Source organism: Rothia sp. HMSC061D12 (assembly GCF_001836735.1).
In the GTDB taxonomy this organism is placed as follows: domain Bacteria; phylum Actinomycetota; class Actinomycetes; order Actinomycetales; family Micrococcaceae; genus Rothia.
Genome location: NZ_KV830305.1, coordinates 387,056 through 406,220, shown reverse-complemented (window position 1 = coordinate 406,220; position 19,165 = coordinate 387,056). Strand labels below are relative to the sequence as shown.

Annotated in this window: 10 protein-coding genes; 7 read left to right on the top strand and 3 right to left on the bottom strand. The window is 62.9% G+C overall.

Annotation, left to right across the window (positions count from 1 at the left end; genetic code table 11):
• Window positions 1-113: 113 nt before the first annotated feature.
• The 7 genes from HMPREF2682_RS01520 (at window position 114) to HMPREF2682_RS01490 (ending at window position 10,212) form a co-directional block, all read left to right on the top strand.
• Window positions 114-1,247, top strand: a complete 1,134-nt coding sequence (locus tag HMPREF2682_RS01520; RefSeq protein ID WP_070830762.1) for an ABC transporter ATP-binding protein — start codon at window positions 114-116, stop codon at window positions 1,245-1,247.
• On the top strand, window positions 1,244-2,194 hold the full coding sequence (locus HMPREF2682_RS01515; protein WP_070830760.1) for an ABC transporter permease: 951 nt from the start codon (window positions 1,244-1,246) through the stop codon (window positions 2,192-2,194). Before HMPREF2682_RS01520 ends, HMPREF2682_RS01515 begins: the two co-directional genes overlap by 4 nt.
• A gap of 701 nt (window positions 2,195-2,895) precedes the next feature.
• The gene (tkt, locus tag HMPREF2682_RS01510; protein ID WP_070830758.1) at window positions 2,896-4,998 is read left to right on the top strand and encodes a transketolase; all 2,103 of its coding nucleotides are present in this window, start codon (window positions 2,896-2,898) and stop codon (window positions 4,996-4,998) included.
• Window positions 4,999-5,183: 185 nt separating this feature from the next.
• Window positions 5,184-6,284: a transaldolase gene (gene tal, locus HMPREF2682_RS01505; RefSeq protein WP_070830757.1), complete on the top strand. Its 1,101-nt coding sequence runs from the start codon at window positions 5,184-5,186 to the stop codon at window positions 6,282-6,284.
• Between the two features lie 310 nt (window positions 6,285-6,594).
• Window positions 6,595-8,142 (top strand): glucose-6-phosphate dehydrogenase, encoded by a 1,548-nt coding sequence (zwf, locus tag HMPREF2682_RS01500; RefSeq protein ID WP_070830755.1) that lies wholly within the window; start codon window positions 6,595-6,597, stop codon window positions 8,140-8,142.
• Window positions 8,139-9,125, top strand: coding sequence for a glucose-6-phosphate dehydrogenase assembly protein OpcA (locus HMPREF2682_RS01495; protein ID WP_005506118.1), 987 nt, complete (start codon window positions 8,139-8,141; stop codon window positions 9,123-9,125). Before zwf ends, HMPREF2682_RS01495 begins: the two co-directional genes overlap by 4 nt.
• Window positions 9,118-10,212, top strand: coding sequence for a 6-phosphogluconolactonase (locus HMPREF2682_RS01490; protein WP_070830753.1), 1,095 nt, complete (start codon window positions 9,118-9,120; stop codon window positions 10,210-10,212). Before HMPREF2682_RS01495 ends, HMPREF2682_RS01490 begins: the two co-directional genes overlap by 8 nt.
• Before the next feature lie 106 nt (window positions 10,213-10,318).
• Here the strand turns inward: HMPREF2682_RS01490 and HMPREF2682_RS01485 are convergent, their stop codons facing one another.
• The 3 genes from HMPREF2682_RS01485 to HMPREF2682_RS01475 all read right to left on the bottom strand — a co-directional run bounded on the left by HMPREF2682_RS01485 (window position 10,319) and on the right by HMPREF2682_RS01475 (window position 19,108).
• Window positions 10,319-12,937 (bottom strand): TerD family protein, encoded by a 2,619-nt coding sequence (locus HMPREF2682_RS01485; protein WP_070830751.1) that lies wholly within the window; start codon window positions 12,935-12,937, stop codon window positions 10,319-10,321.
• A gap of 426 nt (window positions 12,938-13,363) precedes the next feature.
• Entirely contained in the window at window positions 13,364-16,258 is a 2,895-nt protein-coding gene (locus HMPREF2682_RS01480) for an endonuclease (protein WP_070830749.1), read from the bottom strand.
• 78 nt (window positions 16,259-16,336) lie between these two features.
• Window positions 16,337-19,108: a DUF6493 family protein gene (locus HMPREF2682_RS01475; protein ID WP_070830747.1), complete on the bottom strand. Its 2,772-nt coding sequence runs from the start codon at window positions 19,106-19,108 to the stop codon at window positions 16,337-16,339.
• Between the last annotated feature and the right edge of the window lie 57 nt (window positions 19,109-19,165).

Genomic DNA, 19,165 nt, shown 5'->3' with positions numbered 1-19,165 from the left:
CAACCTGAAGGTGAACATTTGAGTCGTAACGGGTGTGCCTTAAACGTGAGTTAGGGCATAAGATGAAAGGTGCACACACGCTCATTCATCGAAAAACTCGAAAGTGACTGTCTATGGAGACCACCACCGCGGGCCAGCAGGACCACCCGGGGCGTGCATCCGCCGCACCAAAGGCGCGCACTGAGCACCACACGGAGCCCAGCGCCTCCCCCACCGCACGACGACGCATCATCGCGGAAGAACCAGCGCTCAGCATTAAAGACCTCATCAAAGAGTTCAAACCCTCACGCGCCTTCCGCACCAAATACCCCGAACGGCTCACCGCCAGCGGGCTCTACCGCGCCGTCAACAAGGTCAACCTGCGCGTCTTCCCCGGTGAGGTGGTCGTCCTCCTCGGAGCTAACGGTGCCGGTAAAACCACGACCCTCGCCTGCGCCCAGGGCCTACTCAAACCCACCCGCGGTACCGTGCGCCTACTCGGAGAAAACCCGCTGCAGGCAGACCCGGAGCTGCGCGCCAAGGTCGGCATTATGCTCCAGGACGGCGGCCTGCCCAACGCCATGCACCCCATTCCGCTACTCGAGCACATCTCGACCATGTACACCGACCCGTACCCGGTCGAAGAGCTTGCAGAACGCCTCGGCATTGATGCCTTCAACGGCACCACGATTCGCCGCCTCTCGGGTGGTCAGAAACAGCGCGTCTCCCTCGCCGCCGCCCTCATCGGTCGCCCGGACGTGCTCTTCCTCGACGAGCCCTCCGCGGGCCTGGACCCGCAATCCCGCAACGTCGTCTTCGACATCATTCGTGAACAGCGTGAACTTGGCACCGCAATCGTGCTCACCACGCACCTGATTGATGACGCGCAGAAGCTCGCCGATTACGTCTACATCATTGAAAACGGCGCCACGGTTCAGGAAGGTACCGTCTCCGAGCTCATCGCCAGCGACGGCACGAACCGCCTGCAGTACACACTGGATGCACCCACCCCCACCCGTGAGCAACTGCTGCCCGCACATCTGCGTGCCGGTGTGGAGCTCATCGAGAAGGTGCCCTACACCCCGGCTCGTGACGGCGCACCCTCCGTGCCCGGCGCGTATGAGCTGGTCGGCGCACTACGCCCCGAGCACCTGGCGGCGTTCACCTCAGCGCTCGCCGAACGTTACCTCATGCCGATTTCTCTCACCATGGAACCGAAGACTCTTGAGGATGTCTTCCTCGACATTTCAGGACGTGATATCCGATGAGCAACACCGCACGCACTAACAACAACCGGGCGGCCAACAACCGGGCGGCAGAAAACCAAGTAAAAGAAAAGCCTGCAGAAGAGAGCCGAGCGGAAGGGAACCGAATGGAAGAACGCGCCGCGAACACCCGTTCCGCCGTAGACACCCGCCCCAAGGTCTCTTCTATTGACGAAGATGAGGAGTACATTCCCCCGCGCGCGAACTACCCGCTCGTGCGCGTAATCGAGCAGGGCCGCTACGAGACGATGGCGATGCTCCGCAACGGCGAGCAGCTGATGCTCAACATTATTTTTCCCGTCATGGCACTCATTGCGTTGCGGTTTACCGGCCTGATTGATGAGTACGCGAACTCGGTGGGGGTCTCCCGCATGGACGCGGCGGTCCCCGGCGTTCTGGCGCTCTGCGTGATTTCTACGGCGCTGTCCGGTCAGGGCATTGCCACAGGTTTTGATCGCCGCTACGGCGTGCTGCGATTCCTGGCGACCACTCCCCTGGGCCGTAACGGTCTGATCATGGGCAAGTGCATTGCGGTGCTGGTGGTCGTGGCGATTCAGTTCACGCTGGTGGCAGCGCTCGGGTACGGTCTGGGCTGGCGCCCGGACGCTATCGCCGTCTCGCGCTCCATCATCACGATGCTCATGGGCGCCGGCGCGTTTACGGCGCTGGGTCTGCTCATTGCCGGCACGGTGCGCGCGGAGGCGACCCTCGCCATCGTAAATATCGCCTGGGTAATTCTTGCCGGTGCCGGCGGCGTGGTGTTCCCGCTCAAGTCCTTCCCCGACTGGTACGCCGGAATCGTGGCGTGGTCGCCCTCAGCGGCTCTGGGTGACGCGTTGCGTGGCAACTTCATTCAGCATCAGTGGCTCGCCGACCCGCACTGGGTCCTCATTGTGTGGACCGTGGTCATTGGGTTTATTGCCTCGCGCAAGTTCAAGTGGTCCGACTAGAGGCAACGCAAATACAGACAACGCAAGCACAGACAGAGCAAGAGCAGACAGTACTTCTTCTCATCGCAAATTAAAAGGCGGGCGCCGGATATGTTCCGATACATATCCGGCGCCCATTCATATAACACAAACCTTTAGCCTCAACCACACACAAAGTGCACGGTCAGAGACTAAAAGAAAGCACCTCCTCCAGAACCTTTTATCTCACCACCACAGTAAGATAATCAATGGTTCTTACGCGGAGGAGGGGCTTCAATCACCGAGATGCAGACCGACCCAACCACTGTTTCGGTCTGCAACCTTCCTGCTCAACCTTAACATGAGCTTCACCACTTTCACAAAAATTGTTACGTTACTGAACAATATTCAGCGCATAGCTCAGAAACACAGCTCAAACATGCACCGTGAAATCCACAGCGCCCGCGTTGTAGCGTCGCTTTTTCTCCATCTCAGCCCCGTATCACCCTGTGAATGTCTGCATTCACACACCGGATACTTCCGCCCAGTGAACTATCCTGTTAAAACGAAAGGGTCGAAACAACTCTCCGGACGCCCCGCACACAGCACCCCGTGTGCCCCGCACCTACCCGGTCACCTACCGGCGCGGGAATAAGCGCCCCCGAAGGCACGTTACACCCGACGGACAGCGCGCTAGCACAAGCCTGCTGGCGCATCCACTCACGTTGTGAAAGGACACCCACGTGGCAGAGAACTTCCAGTGGACAGAAACCGACCAGCGCGCCGTAGATACCGCACGTATCCTCGCCGCAGACGCCGTAGAAAAGGTCGGATCCGGCCACCCCGGCACCGCAATGAGCCTGGCGCCGGTCGCCTACCTGCTCTTCCAGAAGGTCATGAACCAGGATCCCTCCGACGACCGCTGGGAAGGCCGTGACCGCTTCATCCTCTCCCCCGGCCACACCTCCCTCACCCTGTACACTCAGCTGTTCCTCGGTGGCTACGGCCTGGAAATGAAGGACCTGGAAGCCCTGCGCACCTGGGGTGCCCTCACCCCCGGCCACCCCGAATACAAGCACACCAAGGGCGTAGAAATCACCACCGGCCCGCTCGGCCAGGGCCTGGCATCCGCCGTTGGTTTCGCCTACGCACAGCGCCGTATGCGCGGCATGTTCGACCCCGAAGCAGCACCGGGCACCTCCCCCTTCGACCACCACGTCTACGTCATCGCCTCCGAAGGTGACGTGCAGGAAGGCGTCACCGCCGAGGCGTGCGCGCTCGCAGGTCACCAGGAGCTCGGCAACCTGATCGTCGTCTGGGACCGCAACCACATCTCCATTGAGGAAGACACCGACGTTGCCTTCACCGAGGACGTAGCAAAGCGCTACGAGTCCTACGGCTGGGATGTTCAGCGCGTGGACTGGACCCGCACCGGCGACTACGTTGAGGACGTCGCAGAACTGTACGCCGCTATTGAGCGTGCGAAGGCTGTCACCGACAAGCCCTCCTTCATTGAGCTGCGCACCATCATCGGCTACCCCGCCCCCACCAAGCAGAACACCGGCGCAGTGCACGGCTCCAAGCTCGGCGCTGAAGAGGTCGCCGCAACCAAGGAACTGCTCGGCTTCGATCCCGCCAAGAGCTTCTTCATCGAGGAGAACGTCCTGGCACACACCCGCCAGCTTGTTGAGCGCGGCGCCGCTGCACACAAGGCATGGGACGAGAAGTTCGAGGCATGGGCCAAGGCTAACCCCGAGCGCGCCGAACTGTACAAGCGCCTCGTCGCAGGCGAACTGCCCGCAGACTACAAGGCTGCTTTCCCCGTGTTCGAGGCTGGCACCTCCGTGGCAACCCGCGCGGCATCCGGCACCGTCATCAACGCTATTGCTGACACCTTCCCCGAACTGTGGGGCGGCTCCGCTGACCTCGCCGGTTCGAACCTGACCACCATCAAGGGTGCAGAGTCCTTCAACCCGGCATCGCACAGCACCGAAGACTGGACCGCGAACCCCTACGGTCGCGTGCTGCACTTCGGTATTCGCGAGCAGGCTGCCGCAGCAATCGTCAACGGCATCGTGCTCTCCTCCCCGACCCGCGCGTTCTCGGGCACCTTCTTCGTGTTCTCCGACTACCAGCGCCCGGCTGTTCGCCTCTCCGCGCTGATGGGTGTTCCCGCGCTGTACGTGTGGACCCACGACTCCATCGGTGTGGGCGAGGACGGCCCCACCCACCAGCCGATCGAGCATCTCTCCTCTCTGCGCGCTATCCCCGGCTTCGACGTGGTTCGCCCCGCGGACGCTAACGAAACCGCCGTCGCATGGCGCACCATCCTGGAGAAGTCCGACCGCCCCGCAGGTATCGTGCTCTCCCGTCAGAACCTGCCTGTCTGGGCTCGTGAAGACGTGCACGCAGACGCTGAGGGTGAGAAGTTCGCTTCCGCTGAGGGCACCGCACGCGGCGGCTACATCATGGCTGACACCGAGGGCACCCCGGACGTCATCCTGATCGCTACCGGTTCCGAGGTTGAGCTCGCTGTTCAGGCTCGCGCAACCCTCGCTGAGCAGGGCATCGCCGCCCGCGTGGTTTCCATGCCTTCGCGTGAGTGGTTCGCTGAGCAGGACGCAGAGTACCGCGAGTCGGTTCTGCCCTCCTCGGTTGCAGCCCGCGTCTCCGTCGAGGCTGGCCTGGCGATGAGCTGGTACGACCTGCTCGGCACCGCCGGCCGCGCCGTATCCATCGAGCACTTCGGTGCATCCGCCGATGCGAAGACCCTGTACCGCGAATTCGGTATCACCTCGGAGGCTGTCGTGGCTGCCGCTAAGGATTCCATCGAGGCCGCTAAGTAGGCAATAACAACGCCGCGGTAACTGCCGCGCACACTGCGCTCCCCCTGTACGGGTGGGGTGCGGACGCAACGGGTAGGCTCCGGCTGACCGCTCAGCCGGAGCCTCCCGCCGCCCAGAAGATTTCGCCGATATCTCAATTTTCAATTTCGATATTTCAATCTCGACAAAGAATCGAAGGTTTTCACATGTCTGAGTCCACTCAGAAGCTTTCCGACGCCGGTGTCTCCATCTGGCTTGACGACCTCTCCCGTGAGCGTCTGACCAGCGGCAACCTCGCCGAACTCATCAAGACCCACAACGTCGTCGGTGTGACCACCAACCCCACCATCTTCGCTGGTGCGCTCTCCAAGGGCGCCGCATACGCCGAGCAGATGCGTGAACTTGCCGCCGCCGGCGCAAGCGTTGAAGAGGCAGTCTTCGCCGCAACCTGCGACGACGTACGCAACGCCTGCGACGTGTTCGCACCCGTCTACAAGTCCACCAACGGTTTTGACGGCCGCGTCTCCATCGAGGTTGATCCCCGCCTGGCACGCGACGCCGAAGGCACCGCCAAGATGGCACGTGAACTCTACGAGCGCGTGGGCCGCGAAAACGTCATGATCAAGATCCCCGCAACCCAGGAAGGCCTGCGCCCCATCGCAGAAACCCTGGCCGCCGGCATCAGCGTGAACGTGACCCTGATCTTCTCCCTGACCCGCTACCGCGAGGTCATCAACGCCTACATGCTCGGCCTGGAGCAGGCACTGGAGAACGGCAAGGACCTGTCCACCATCCACTCGGTCGCCTCCTTCTTCGTTTCCCGCGTAGACACCGAAATCGATGCACGCCTCGAAGCTGCCGGCGGCGACGCTGTGCAGCTCAAGGGCAAGGCAGGCCTGGCAAATGCACGCCTCGCCTACGAGGTATTCGAGGAAATGTTCTCCTCCGAGCGTTGGGCACGCCTGCAGGCACACGGCGCGAACGTACAGCGCCCGCTGTGGGCATCCACCGGCGTGAAGGACCCCGCACTGCCCGACACCCTCTACGTGACCGGCCTGGTTGCACCCAACACCGTGAACACCATGCCCGAGGCAACCCTGAACGCTGTTGCCGACCACGGAGAGGTCACCGGCAACACCATCGTGCCGAACTACTCCGAATCCAACGAGGTTCTGGACGCTATCTCCGCTCACGTCTCCTACCCGGAGGTCGTGGAGAAGCTCGAGGTTGAGGGCCTGTCCAAGTTCGACGTCTCCTGGGAAGAGCTGCTGCAGACCGTCCGTGAGGCACTCGAACAGGCCAAGTAGCTGCTAGTAGCCGCCGAACTATAGCGCGGCACTAACCGCTGTCGGTGTGCACCGCCCGATGCGCACCGCGGCACCGCGCCCTAATGGCACCGCACCCTAATCCGCCGGGATTTTCGTCAGGGTTCCCGCCCGAGCTTCACCGCTCAGGCCACCCCGGAGAATCTCGGCGGGTTAGGTGCCCCTCATATCATTCCGTCAAAAACCGGTACAATACAGGGACACACCTTCCAGAATGCGGCATCGCCTCCGCGCGAATAAGGTACGAACCGCGCGCCGCACGAACCAACCAAGGCAATCAAAGGAATATATTGTGACTAACGGTCATGAAGCGAACCCCCTCAGGGACACTCGCGACCGCCGCATTACCCGCATTGCGGGGCCGTCCGCGCTCGTCTTCTTTGGCGTAACCGGTGACCTGGCCCGCAAGAAGCTGCTTCCGGCAGTGTATGACCTCATGAACCGCGGTTTGCTCCCCCCGAGCTTCGGCCTCGTCGGCTTCGGCCGCCGCCCCTGGAGCGATGACGACTTCCGCGCCTACGTGCGTGAATCTGTTGAGGCAAACGCCCGCACCCCCTTCCGCGAGGACGTGTGGAACCAGTTCCAGCAGGGCATGCGATTTGTTGAAGGTGCCTTCAACGACGACGCAGCCTTCGAAAAGCTCAAGAGCACCCTTGCAGAGCTCGACGAGCGCGGCGCTCACGGCAACCACGCCTTCTACCTGTCGATTCCCCCGAAGGCATTCGAGCAGGTCCTCACCAAGCTCGCCGAACACGACCTCGCATCGCGCGATAACGACACCGTCAACCCCGTCGACGGTTGGCGCCGCGTGGTCATTGAGAAGCCCTTCGGCCACAACCTTGAAAGCGCACGCGAACTGAACTCCATCGTGGAGGCAGTCTTCCCGCCCGACGCCGTGTTCCGCATCGACCACTACCTGGGCAAGGAAACCGTTCAGAACATCCTGGCGATGCGTTTCTCCAACCAGATGTTCGAGCCCCTCTGGAACTCCCACTACGTGGATCACGTCCAGATCACCATGGCTGAAGACATCGGCATCGGCTCCCGCGCAGGCTACTATGACGGCGTGGGTGCGGCCCGCGACGTCATCCAGAACCACCTGTTGCAGCTGCTCGCCCTCACCGCCATGGAAGAGCCCCTCAGCCTCGACGCTAAGCACCTGCGCGCCGAGAAGGCGAAGGTCCTCGAAGCAGTCCGTATCGACGACCTGCCGAACTCCTTCGCGCTCGGCCAGTACGCCGCAGGCTACCAGGGCGGCGAGCACGTCAACGGCTTCTTCGACGAGAACGACATCCCCGCAGACTCCCGCACCGAAACCTTCGCAGCGCTGAAGGTGTCCATCGCAAACCGCCGCTGGGAAGGCACCCCCTTCTACCTGCGCGCCGGCAAGCGCCTGGGCCGCCGCGTCACCGAAATCGCCGTGGTCTTCAAGAAATCCTCCGACCGTCTCTTCGGCGAACGTGAAAACCCGCAGGTCGGCCAGAACGCCATCGTCATCCGCGTGCAGCCCGACGAAGGCATGACCATCCGATTCTCCGCGAAGGTGCCCGGCACCCAGATGGAAATCCGTGACGTCAACATGGACTTCGGCTACGGTCACTCCTTCACCGAAGAGTCCCCCGAAGCCTACGAGCGTCTCATCCTGGACGTTCTGCTCGGCGAGCCGCCGCTGTTCCCTCGCCACGAAGAAGTTGAGCTCTCCTGGAAAATCCTCGACCCCTTCGAAGAGTACTGGGAAGAAAACCGCATTAAGCCTGAACCCTACGAGTCCGGTTCGTGGGGTCCGCGTTCAGCACACGAGATGCTTGAGCGTGACAACCGCGCTTGGAGGCGCCCGTGATCTCGCACCTGCATAACACCACCGTTTCCGCTATCAACAAGGAACTGAGCCACCTGACTGCCGCCAACGGTAGCCTCAGCAGCGGACGAGTTCTCACCCTTGTTGTTCTCGCGGAAAAGGGCCACTCCCGTGAAGCAATGCGCGCCGCGATTCGTGCCTCCCACGAACACCCGAGCCGCATTATTGTGCACATCTCTCACGACCCGCTCGACCCCGACCAGCTGGATGCAGAAATCCACCTCGGCGGCGACACCGGTGCATCCGAGATGATTGTTCTGCGCGGCTGGGGTAGCGCATCCCGCCCAACCGAAGCACTGATCTCCGGTCTGTTGCTGCCGGACTCCCCGATTGTGGTCTGGTGGCCGCACTCGGTACCCGAGAACCCGGCACAGCACTCCATCGGTCGTATCGCGCAGCGTCGCATTACCGACTCTGCACGCGCCGACGACCCGAAGGAAGCGCTGCGCAAGCTCACCGACGTATTCCGTGCAGGCGACACCGACCTGGCGTGGACCCGCCTCACCCTGTGGCGCACCCAGCTGGCAGCGCTCATGGAGCAGATGCCTTCCTCCCCCGTACGCCGCGTGGTCGTGTGGGGTTCGAGCAAGTCCCCGTCCGTGGTGCTACTCGGTACGTGGCTCGGCTGGAAGCTTGAAGCGCCCGTACACCTCGCCACCATTGGCGCGGCAAACCGCGGCCTGTACCGCGTCAGCATTGAGCGTGAAGACGGTTCGGTGACGATGTTCCGCCCCGGTATTTCCGTGGCGACCATCTCCACCCCGTACGCGCCCGATCAGCAGATTGCGCTGCCGGTGCGTACCCTCGCCGAGTGCATCTCTGAGGAGCTGCGCCGCCTCGACCCGGACGACACCTACGGTGACGTGCTGAAGCAGGCGCTGTGCACCGTCACCCTCGTCGATGACACCTGCCAGCCTGAAGACATGCTGGACCTCGAAGAATACCCGGAGGTTTTCGATGCCTAAGATTCAGAACATGGGCGCATCCACCCCCACCCTGGTGGCGCACCCGACCCGCGACGCTCTCGCAGAGGACGCGGTGACCCGCATCCTCGACATCATTGAGCACGTGCTCTCTGAGCGCACGATTGCCCACATTTCGCTGACCGGCGGCACGATGGGTATCGCCGCTTTGAAGGCGTGGGCTGAGAACGAGCGCGTGAAGGATATCGACTGGTCCCGCGTGCATTTCTGGTTCTCTGATGAGCGTTTCGTGCCCGAGCGTAGCCCCGAACGTAATGACGGTCAGGCTATTGAGGTGCTGCTCGCTCCCCTGCTGTCGCACGGCCTGGTCGTGGGCAATGTGCACCGCATGGGTCCGTCCGATATTTTCACCGGTCTTGAGGCTGCGGCTGAGCACTACGCCTTTGAGATGCGCGACTACGCCGGTTCTGCACCGGCTGTGAGCGTGCAGATGCCCGAGGGCGCAACCGAACTGCCACTGGCTGGCGGTCACGGTGGCGGCGCAGGTCACGAGCACGGCGGCTCCGGCGGCTGTGGTTGTGGTGGCGGCGGTTGCGGCTCTTCCGCACCCGAGCAGTCCATCGAAGAGACCACTCTCGAAGACTTTGACGCTGAGGCTGCTGAGCCCGCAGGTGGTTGCGGATGCGGCGGCGGAGGCTGCGGTGGTGGCGGTGGCGGCCAGTGGCCCGCACCGGTCTTTGATATCACCCTGCTGGGCATGGGCCCGGACGGTCATATTGCTTCCCTGTTCCCGGGCCGTAAGCAGGTTCTGCTGGGTACCGGTCTGCCGGAGGACCCGGTTGAGGGCGGTAAGGCTGTGACCGTGATGGTTTCTGATTCACCGAAGCCGCCGGCTGAGCGCGTGTCGGTGACCCTGCCGATTATCAATAATTCGCGTCACGTGTTCTTCCTCATCACCGGTGAGGATAAGCAGGATGCGACCAGCCGCCTTCTGGCTGGCGCGAAGCTGGACGCTGAGGACCTGAACGCGCAGCTGCTGTTGGAAACCCCGGCGGTGGGTGCGCGTGGTAAGAAGCAGACCCTGATTTTTGCAACTGAGGAGTCGCTGGCTCCTGAGAACCGCCCGTAAGGTTCTGGTTCTGAACTGCATCAACAAAAGAGTGGAGCCCCGGATAGTTGCTATCCGGGGCTCCACCCTTTGCTATGCCCGTTTACTTCTCAGAGGCGGCAGGATTCTACGGTTCTTGCTCATCAGAAGATTCGTCTGCCTCGAAGCCCACGTACAGCGCCGCCAGCGAAGGGACCGTCGCCTCCAGCACCTCCTGCGCCTCCTCTGCGGTCGGGGCGAGCTTCGCGCCGGTCAGCTGCAGGTACTCGCGCACCGTCATGGGCTGCGCCCAGTCAAAGTGCTCACGCACGGCGGTGATGTTCGCGCCAGACTGCAACACGTTAATACCGTGGGCAAGACCGATATCCGTCACCTTCACGATAGCGTCAGTCTCATCAGGAATGTCGTACGGGTCGCGGTTCTGCAGGTCCACGATGAACGGCAGCACGCCGCGGCTCTCAGCGCGCAAGGTGAACTTGGTGTGCACCTGGCTCACCTCGTGCACCTCGCCCACACCCACGGCGGGAACCACCATGAAGCCCGCCTGCAAGTCGTTCACCGCGGCCAGGGTGTGTGCCTCCCCGAAACCGGAGTACAGCTGCACCACCGGCACGAGGTAGCACACCTCCGCCTTGAGCGCCTTGCGAGCCTCAATATCGATGTACTCCCAGGCACCGCCGGTACCGTCCGTAATGTCGCCGGAGTGGTGCGCGTAAATTGCGCCCTGGCTGTTTTTCACGGTCTGCGACCAGTAGCTGATCTTGTCCATGTAGTTGCCTTCGGCGTCGAACATCATCAGCGACAGGTCAATGTCCACGCCCTCATCCCAGAAGCAGAAGAGGCGAATCACGCCGGTGGGCGGCAGGTGCACCGTGGAGGTGTTGTAGCGGCCCATACCGTCCAGGGAGGGGCGGGCGCTGCGGGTGTTCAGCGGCATGATCGTATCACCCACCTGCTCGGGCAGGTAGATGCTGGTCTCGGCAAGACGGCCGGACAGGCCAATCTCGACCAGGCGCTCCAGCAGGTCCAGCACCGCCGGACTGTACTCGCGCGCCGGAATCATGGTGGCGATACCGGTCTTGGATAGGTTCATGCGCTGCGGGGCGGCAGGCTGAGTCTTCTGAGCGGACGCCGCGCGGCGCTCCTCGCGCTGGCTCGCGGCAGGTTCGGAACCGACCGGAATAGAAGGCAGCGGGTTCTCCGGACCGGAATTAGCGCCAAAGAACGAACCCAGCGGGTTCGGGATGCCCGCGTTCTGCATAATGTTCTGAACCCTGGCGACGCCCTCCGGGTTGCGGCGCGCATAATCAGCGAGCTCCCGGTCCTCCTGCACCGCAACCGGGTTGGCGGGGCGCTCCTTCGGCGGGTTCGCGAGCGCGTTACGCTGCAGGGTCACCAGGTTACGAATCTGCACCAGGATGGGTGCGGACACGCGCGGCGCCACGGCGGCGAACGCGTCAAAGATGACCTGCTGGCCGGGGCTTGGGGCGGTGTCGATGCCGTAGCGCGGCGCCTCAAAAGCATCCAGGGCACGCACCAGCTGGCGTGCGAACACGCCGGGGCGGGTGGAGAGCAGACGAGCCACGTTCTGCGCATCCCGGGTGGCGTAGGCGCGGTCCACCAGCGACTCGAAGCTGTACACCTCACCGCGGTACAGGTCGTCAGCCCAGCGGCTCAGCGCGGTCAGCGACGGGTAGTCTCCGGGGTGAATCGCCTTGACGAGGCGCTTGTACATTTCAGCAGCGGGCGCGCTGTCGTAGCGGGCACCGACCGGGTCAGCATCAATGATGCGGTTGAGCAGGTGCGCGATGCGGGTGCGTTCGCTGCGGCGCAGCTTCAGGCGCGGGGCGCGGCTCAGGCTCAGGTCGCCCACCGTGCCGTTGAAACGCAGACGCGAGTAGGCGGCGGCGAGGGCGAGCGCCTCCTTCATGGTGCGCAGGTGCTCAGCGTCTTCGGGGTGCAGGCAGGCGGCGACGAACACGCGGTTTTCGCGGCTGGTGTTCTCCGGTCGGGCAGCCGGCAGCACGTCATGCTGGGCGAGGAAACGGCGCAGCGCCACGAGGTCGCGCTGGTCGGTCTGGTTGTACGCCTGCTGCTGACCGAGCAGCTGCTGGTAGAGTGCGCCCGCCATAATCAGGGCGTTCTGCACGCCGCTGACCATCTGCAGGGGGCGGCGGTTGCGTTCCATACCGATGAGGTTGGTGCGGCTCATCGGCTGCTGCCACTCGTAGGGCACGTAGTTCTCGGGCAGGCCGCCAACGATGCGCTCGGTGCCGTCCGGGTTGTAGTACGGGTTGGAGAGGTAGTGCATGATCTGCTCGGTGTAGCGCTGCTCCTCGGTGAGCGTCAGGGCGCGCAGATCAAAGTCGCGGCGGAACACGCGGCCGGGACGGTACCCGTATTCGTAGGACCAGATGGTTGCGAACAGGGCAAATTCGTTGGCGCTGGCGTTCAGCGCCTGGGCGAGAGATTCCTCGCTGAGGGTCAGGCCGCAATTGCTCAGGGCGGACACTCGCCCCAGGTCGGTGTCGAATACGCCGGCCTGGTGCCGCTCATTAATGCTCGAGTAGTTCGAGCGGTAGTAGGGGCCGTACTGGTCGGTGAAGACGTACACGCCGTAGCGGCGCATCAGGATGAGGCGCACGAGGGGGCTGAGGCCCTCGGGCGCTTCGCCGTGAAGGTATGCGGATTCGTTGAGGTAGGGTGATTCCTGCAGGTAGGGGGATGCGTCGTAGGGAGTGGTCACGGGTCGTCCTTTCCGTTGGTCTCACCCGACTGTCATCGTCGGTGGTGTGTTTATGTTCTTATCGTAGCGGCGTGGGCGCGGGTTGTCGTTGCGTTTGGTCATCGGTGACCTGCGGGGGTGCGTATTCGCGGGGCAACAGGCAGTTACGTCATTCCGTGCGGGGCTCGCCAGTCATCTGCGCCCCGTCATCGTGGTGGGAACGGCGGTTAAAAGAAAAATGGCGGGAAGCGAAGAATCCGACAAATATAAGAAAAAGATATTTCAGAAAGTAGGACTCTTCATGATCCGCCATTACCTATAGAGTACTCCCGCCCCGCGACGGTGGTCAAGCCGTTTCGTCACCGAAGCATGCTCGGGGGTTTTCCACCCGCCGGTGAGGCTCTAGCTAAGGGGCAAGTAGCCTCACCGGCAGGTAGATTTTTCGGGCTAGGACTCCCCGAGCAGGGCGAGCGCGGCCTCGCGGGCGGCAAGCGCCTCCTCAGTCACGCGCGGGGTCACCGCGGCCAGGGCGCGCAGTGCTTTCGCCAGCACGGTAGAGCCCTTCATCTTCGGCTCCAGGACCGCGGGAATCTCAACCGGCGTGCCGTACAGTTCGGCAAGCTCCACCGCCAGGCGCACATAGTCGCCGCCCTTCGTCAGCTCACCGACCATCGGCAACAGCAGGCGCAGAACCTGCAGCACACGCCAACCCGCCAGCGGACTAATAGCCGACACCTCACGCAGGGTCGCCACCAGGCGGTTCGCAAGGACTATCCCGTCCTCCAGAGCCCACTTCAGGGTCTCCGCGAAGGTGGATGCATCCAGCAGGCCCACCTCAAAGAGTGCCGCAATGGCTTCTGCCGCCGCCAGACGGTACTCAGGATTCTTCGCGCTCGCCACATAGCCGAGCAGGGTGCAGGTCGGGGCGCCCACCTGCACGGTGGACTCCCTCAGCGCGCGCATCAGCACGGGGACGGGGGTGACGGTCTTCTCCTCAACGCACTGCGAAGCGGCGAACAGGAAGTATGCCGAGAGCAGGTCCGGGTTGTTCTGAAGCAGCCAGGAGGACCACTCGGTGAGCACGATAATATAGTCGCCCCGCCACCCATCGACGCTATCGAGATTCAGCAAATATACGAAGGGAATGAACGCGGTGTTAAGAGCTTCGTAGGCGATAGCCTCCTCGGGGCTCATGCCAGCGGTTGCGCGGCTCAGCGCCTCGCGCGCCTCATCCACGGTATCCGCAATGTCGCCCTTGACCTGCCACATGGGCTGGTACTTCACGAATTCCTCAACGTTAAAGTTTTCGAAGCCGGCCTCGCGAAGACGACCCGACCTGCTGGCCTCCTGGTAGTCCCAGACTCGATCATTGTCGAGACCACGGTTGAGGCCGCTCCAGGGCATATCCAGGCCAGAAACAGTGCGATAAGTCCAGTCACTGTAGGTAAGCTGACGGGCGGGTAGTGGTGCGCTCAGCAGACGCACCGTGCGTCCGTCCGTGCGGTACTCTCCCCCGGCGGCGACGGCACGCATCTGCTCGCGGAAGATCTCATAGAGGTCACGGTAACCCTTCAACGGCTTGTAGTCAGCATTCCAGAGATGGTGTTTATTCTGAATAGTCAGACGTATCATCTCTTCCTTGCTCAGGAGCGCGTTACTCGGGCGAGCTCGTGCAACCATCTCACTACGGTCGGAATACTGCAGGAGCGGCGTCAGCTCGGGTAGCTCCCAGGACTTGCATCCCATGGCCTCGGCGTTAGTATCCAACACGGCGCAGAGGGCAGGCATACACGTAACGTTGTTGTAGTAATATTCGCTGGCAATCTTGAGCAGGGTACGAAGTTGCTGCTGATCCGCCGGTGCCAGCTTGTCGGTCGCCGCAAAGTGGTAAAGACGAACCAGGTTCTCTCCCCTCGCAACGGGGAGTTCGGCCCCCACGATTTGACCGAGATGGGCGTTCGATTCCTCGATCAGCAGAGTGCAGAACTCTTCCACGTCCGTAATCGGGGTGAACGGCTCATGATGCGGGGTGCCGGGCAACAGCACCGGCGGTACCTCTACGGAGGCGCCCGCCGCCTCCGCCTCTTCAGGCTGGGGTAGGCGGTCTTCGGGCAGGCAAGCTTCCGCAGCGCCGCGCAACTCCAGGGGTAGCACCTCGTAGGCTTCAAGAACACGGTCAGCAACATAGTTGGCGAGCGCCACCTGCTCGGCGGTTTGCGCCTTCTTGCGCTTGGCTTTGCTCACACCGGCGTACTGGGTGGCAATGAGCTTGAGCAGGCGCAGGGCGCCGCGCTGAATCTTCTTTTCGGTGCGGTAGAGGTTCGCGCCGAGTGCGTCGATGAGCTGTTCCAGGTCGACCTGTTCAAGGGGCTGCAGGTCGGGCGTCTTCTGTAGGGCGGCGGGTGTGCAGGCTTTGAGCACGTTCTGCAGCATGGTCTGGGCGAATCCGACGGAGGCGCTGGGTTCCGCGGTGAGGACAGCCATGAGCTGCCCGAAGCGTGCCCGGTTTTCTGCGTCGGTGGGCTGCAGGTCGGTGTAGACGGAGTGGAACGCAGCCGAGTTGAAGGCGCTGAAATCGCTGGTCAGACCGCGTAGCAGGGCGTCCATAATCTCGTCGCGGATATCGAAGTATTCGCCCATGAGGCGGCAGAGTTCCGCGCTTTCGCCCATGTAGTTGCCGTAGCCCTTGAAGAGCACCCCTTCGGTGCGGAAGACCGCCCAAAATTCCTGGTCGAGCAGGGTCATGTCGCGGGTGAAGAAGGTCTTGAGCTGGGCGTGATTACTGGCGCTGCCCTTCTTCACGCAGGGCAGGGCTTCGTGCAGGAAAAGGACCAGGTATTCGGGGGCATCGCAGCTCAGGTTACGGGCACGAAGCAGCGTGTAGCAGGTTTCCCAGATCTTCTTCGAGCGCGCCCAAGAGTTCGGCAGGCCCTCAATGAAACGCAGAATCCACTCGTCGGGGCGTTCGGTGGCGCCGAGCAGGAACGCGTCAATCAGCTGCTGATCCGGGCGCCCCTCCCAGAGCAGGGTGCGCATGGCGCGACCGGCGGAACGGTGGTATTCCCAGGGGTCACCGTCGGGGGTGCGTACGAGCGCCCCGGCAACGTAGGCGGCGAGCGGGGTGCGGTTAATGTGGTCGCTACCGATGACGCTCCTGGGGGTGAGGGTTCGGGCGAGGGAGGCGCGTTCCTCCTCGGTCGCACCGGTAATGACGGCGTGGTATTCCTGCACGTCAGTTGATTCTGCCGCTATGAGGGCTTTGAGGGCGGCGCGGCGCTCTTCGAGGGTGCGCTCCCCTGCGTTGCGCTCGTTAGGGTTATGCGGCTGGGCGGTATCAGTCATCGGTACCTGCTTTCAGAGTTGATGGTGAATGGTCGTGAAGATTTAAACGGAAGTGTCGAGCGGGGGCCGGTTGAGCGGTTAGCCCTGCACCTGGTTGAGGATATTCCGGGCGTACCGCGCCTTCTGCGAAGAACCGGTCAGCGTACCCAACCAAGCACGCAGCGGCTCATCCACAAGCTCCGCACGGGTAGCAGGGTCGAGAGTCGCCAACGCCTGGCTGAAGGCGCCCAGCAGCTTACCGAGCGAGTTCGCCCCGGTATCCAGGTGCGGTATGAGGCGTGCGAAGAAGCGCACCGCCGCCCGCGCATCCAGCTGGGCAAAGTCGGTCAGGGCAAGCGCCCAACGGTTCAGCATCGCCAGCGGCACAAAGTTCACGAAGCCTGCCGTGGCGTCCTCAAGGCTGAGCTGGTCGTCCAGCACGCGGTGCATGATTTCCACGGCGAGGGAACGAATCTCAACGCGCTGCTCCGAGAAGCCCGCGGCAAACACGAACGCGCAGGCGGGACCCCACACGCCGGGGTGCGCCGCCAACGCCAAATACAGGCTCCGGTCGAAGGCGCTGTGATCCAAGATGTACCAGTTGCTGCTAGCGCAGTAGAAAGCCAGCGGTTCTGCCCGCGAGGGGTAGAGCAGGGCGTACTGTCCTTCTTCGTCGTGGTGGGCGGTGGCGAGACCGCGGAAAGCGTTCAGCTCGGGGGTGGAAGCGCCGTGCGCCACCCCGTTCAGCTGAAGGCCCCAGCTTTTCTCCCGCTGGGCTACCGTGATGGATTCCAGGTAGGGGTTAACGCGCCCGGTGGCGAGGGTGCCATCGAGGGCGGAGCGGAGCACACGAATCTGGGTAGGAGCAGAGCGCGGAGCGTCCTCCTGAGCGTTCTTCACGTATTGCTCTTCGAGGCTTTCAAGCAGGGTCAGCGCCTCAGCACGGCGGCGCTGTGCGTCCTGCCGCTGCTCGTCGGTAGCGTATGGAGGCAGCACCTCCGGCACGCGCACACGCAGTAGCGCCGCCGTGAAATCATGGCGCAGGATAGTGGCTCCATCAGCCAGGTTCTTGGCGTACCGACGCACCAGGGTATCCGGATGCACCCACCCGCCGAACAGTTCAGGGGTGGCGAGCGGGGTGTAGCTCTGCCTGCTCTGCAGCACGCCGAGGGCGTCCTTGAATCCGGTGCTGAAGAACGCGGCGTGGCGGGAGTACATGGTGTGCAGGTTCGGTACCGTACCGGGGTCTTCCTTCGGGGTCATCTCCGATGCCTTCGGGCGCTCACGCAGCTTCCCGGCGGCGGCAAGAACCGTCAAGTGCGCGCGCATGTCGAACCATTCCAAACCCCAGTGGTTCAGCTTTTTCAGGCAGATAGGAACCAGCTGTTCGAGCAGTTTGGGGCTCTGCGCGGTGCCGTCGGCGCTGAGCAGGTAGGCGGTGAGTAGTTCCAGTTCCAGCTCGCATCCGGCGTGCGTTTCGGGCTGGTCTGCTTCGCTGAGAGTGTCGGGGGTGGCGCAGGGCGCGACCTGGTGGTGCAGGAGCGCACGGGCGCGTTCTTGCACGTCGGATGCGGTAACGGGGCGCACGGGGGTGTCCCAGTACCGGTGGATTGCGGTGCGGGAGGCGGCGAGCGCCTCCGCGGCGGCGGCCTCAATATCAGCGGCTTCAGTGAGGGCGGTGCTTTCGGTACCGCTCCCCTGGCTATTCTCCGGGCTGTACCCATCTTCAAGCAGCGGCGAGCCCTTTTCCTGAATCTGCGCCACAACCAGCGGATCCAGTTGGGAACGGTAGTCGCGGTAGAGTTCGCGGGCACGCTCGGCGAACACGATAGTCTCGGCGCTCGCGTTGTCTGCAGCGCCCGCCTGCACCCATTCTTCGAGGTGGTTGAGGGCGGCGGCTTGAACCTGCGCGTGGGTGTGGCTGAGCGCCATGACTACCGCGTCTTCGCAGGCGGCAACGTCAAGGGTGCCCGCCCGGTACAGCGCCTGGAGCATGGTCAGGACTTTGAGTGCGTTTGCTTTGGTACCGGCGCATACGGCGGGTGCCGCGTAGGCGAAGGCGGTAGCATCCAGCGCCTGCGGGTTTTTGCTCCAGAGGCGGTGAATATGCTGCACGCCGAGGGTCACGCTCGGGCCGATGGGCGAGGAGAACAGCGTCAGAAATTCGCTCTGACGTGCCGCAATTTCTTCGGCGGTGAGTTTGAGCCCGGTGACCAGTCGCGAGAACCAGCCGACCCGGTACGCCGGGAAGTCACTCATGAGGGAGCTCAGGAGCGCATCAATCAGGCGGTCACGGCTAATCAGCCCGGTTTCGCTGGCTTCGATGAGGGCGCAGGACCAGCCGGGGTTGTTGACCTTCTGCCCGGGCTTGTAAGAGTCACGCTGGGTGAGGGATACGTCCCGGTTACCTTCGACGGCGAGCATGCCCCAGATGAGTTCTTCGCGGAGCTGTTCGTCCTCGCGCAGCAACGGGAGGATCAGCTCACGGTCGCAGTTGATGAGGGCAGTGTAGTATTCCTCGTTGTGTTCGAGGCACGCCCCACCGTAGAGCTCAGCTAGGCGCATGGCAACGCCTCCGGTGAACCAGCCGAACTCTGCGTAGGCTTTGACGCGGTCCTGGGTGACGGTTCCGGGCGTGTTTTTACCGAGCTGGGAGCCGTATGGGGTGGTGACAATGTCGAAGTACTGCCAGCGGCGGTAAATCTGTTCGAAGGTACCGCCGACCGCCAAGATGTTGGCGAGATTGCGGTTGAAGTGCATGATGTCGCTCCAGGTTTTCTGCTGCCTGGTGAGCGGGTAAATGACTTCGCCGGGGAGCGGCTCGGTGATAACACCTTCGGGGAAGGTATGCGTTTCGGGGCGTTTGCTCATGGTGGTCTTTCGGAAGGAAGCTGAGGGGAGCTTTTGGGGCGTCGTCTTTTAGTACGG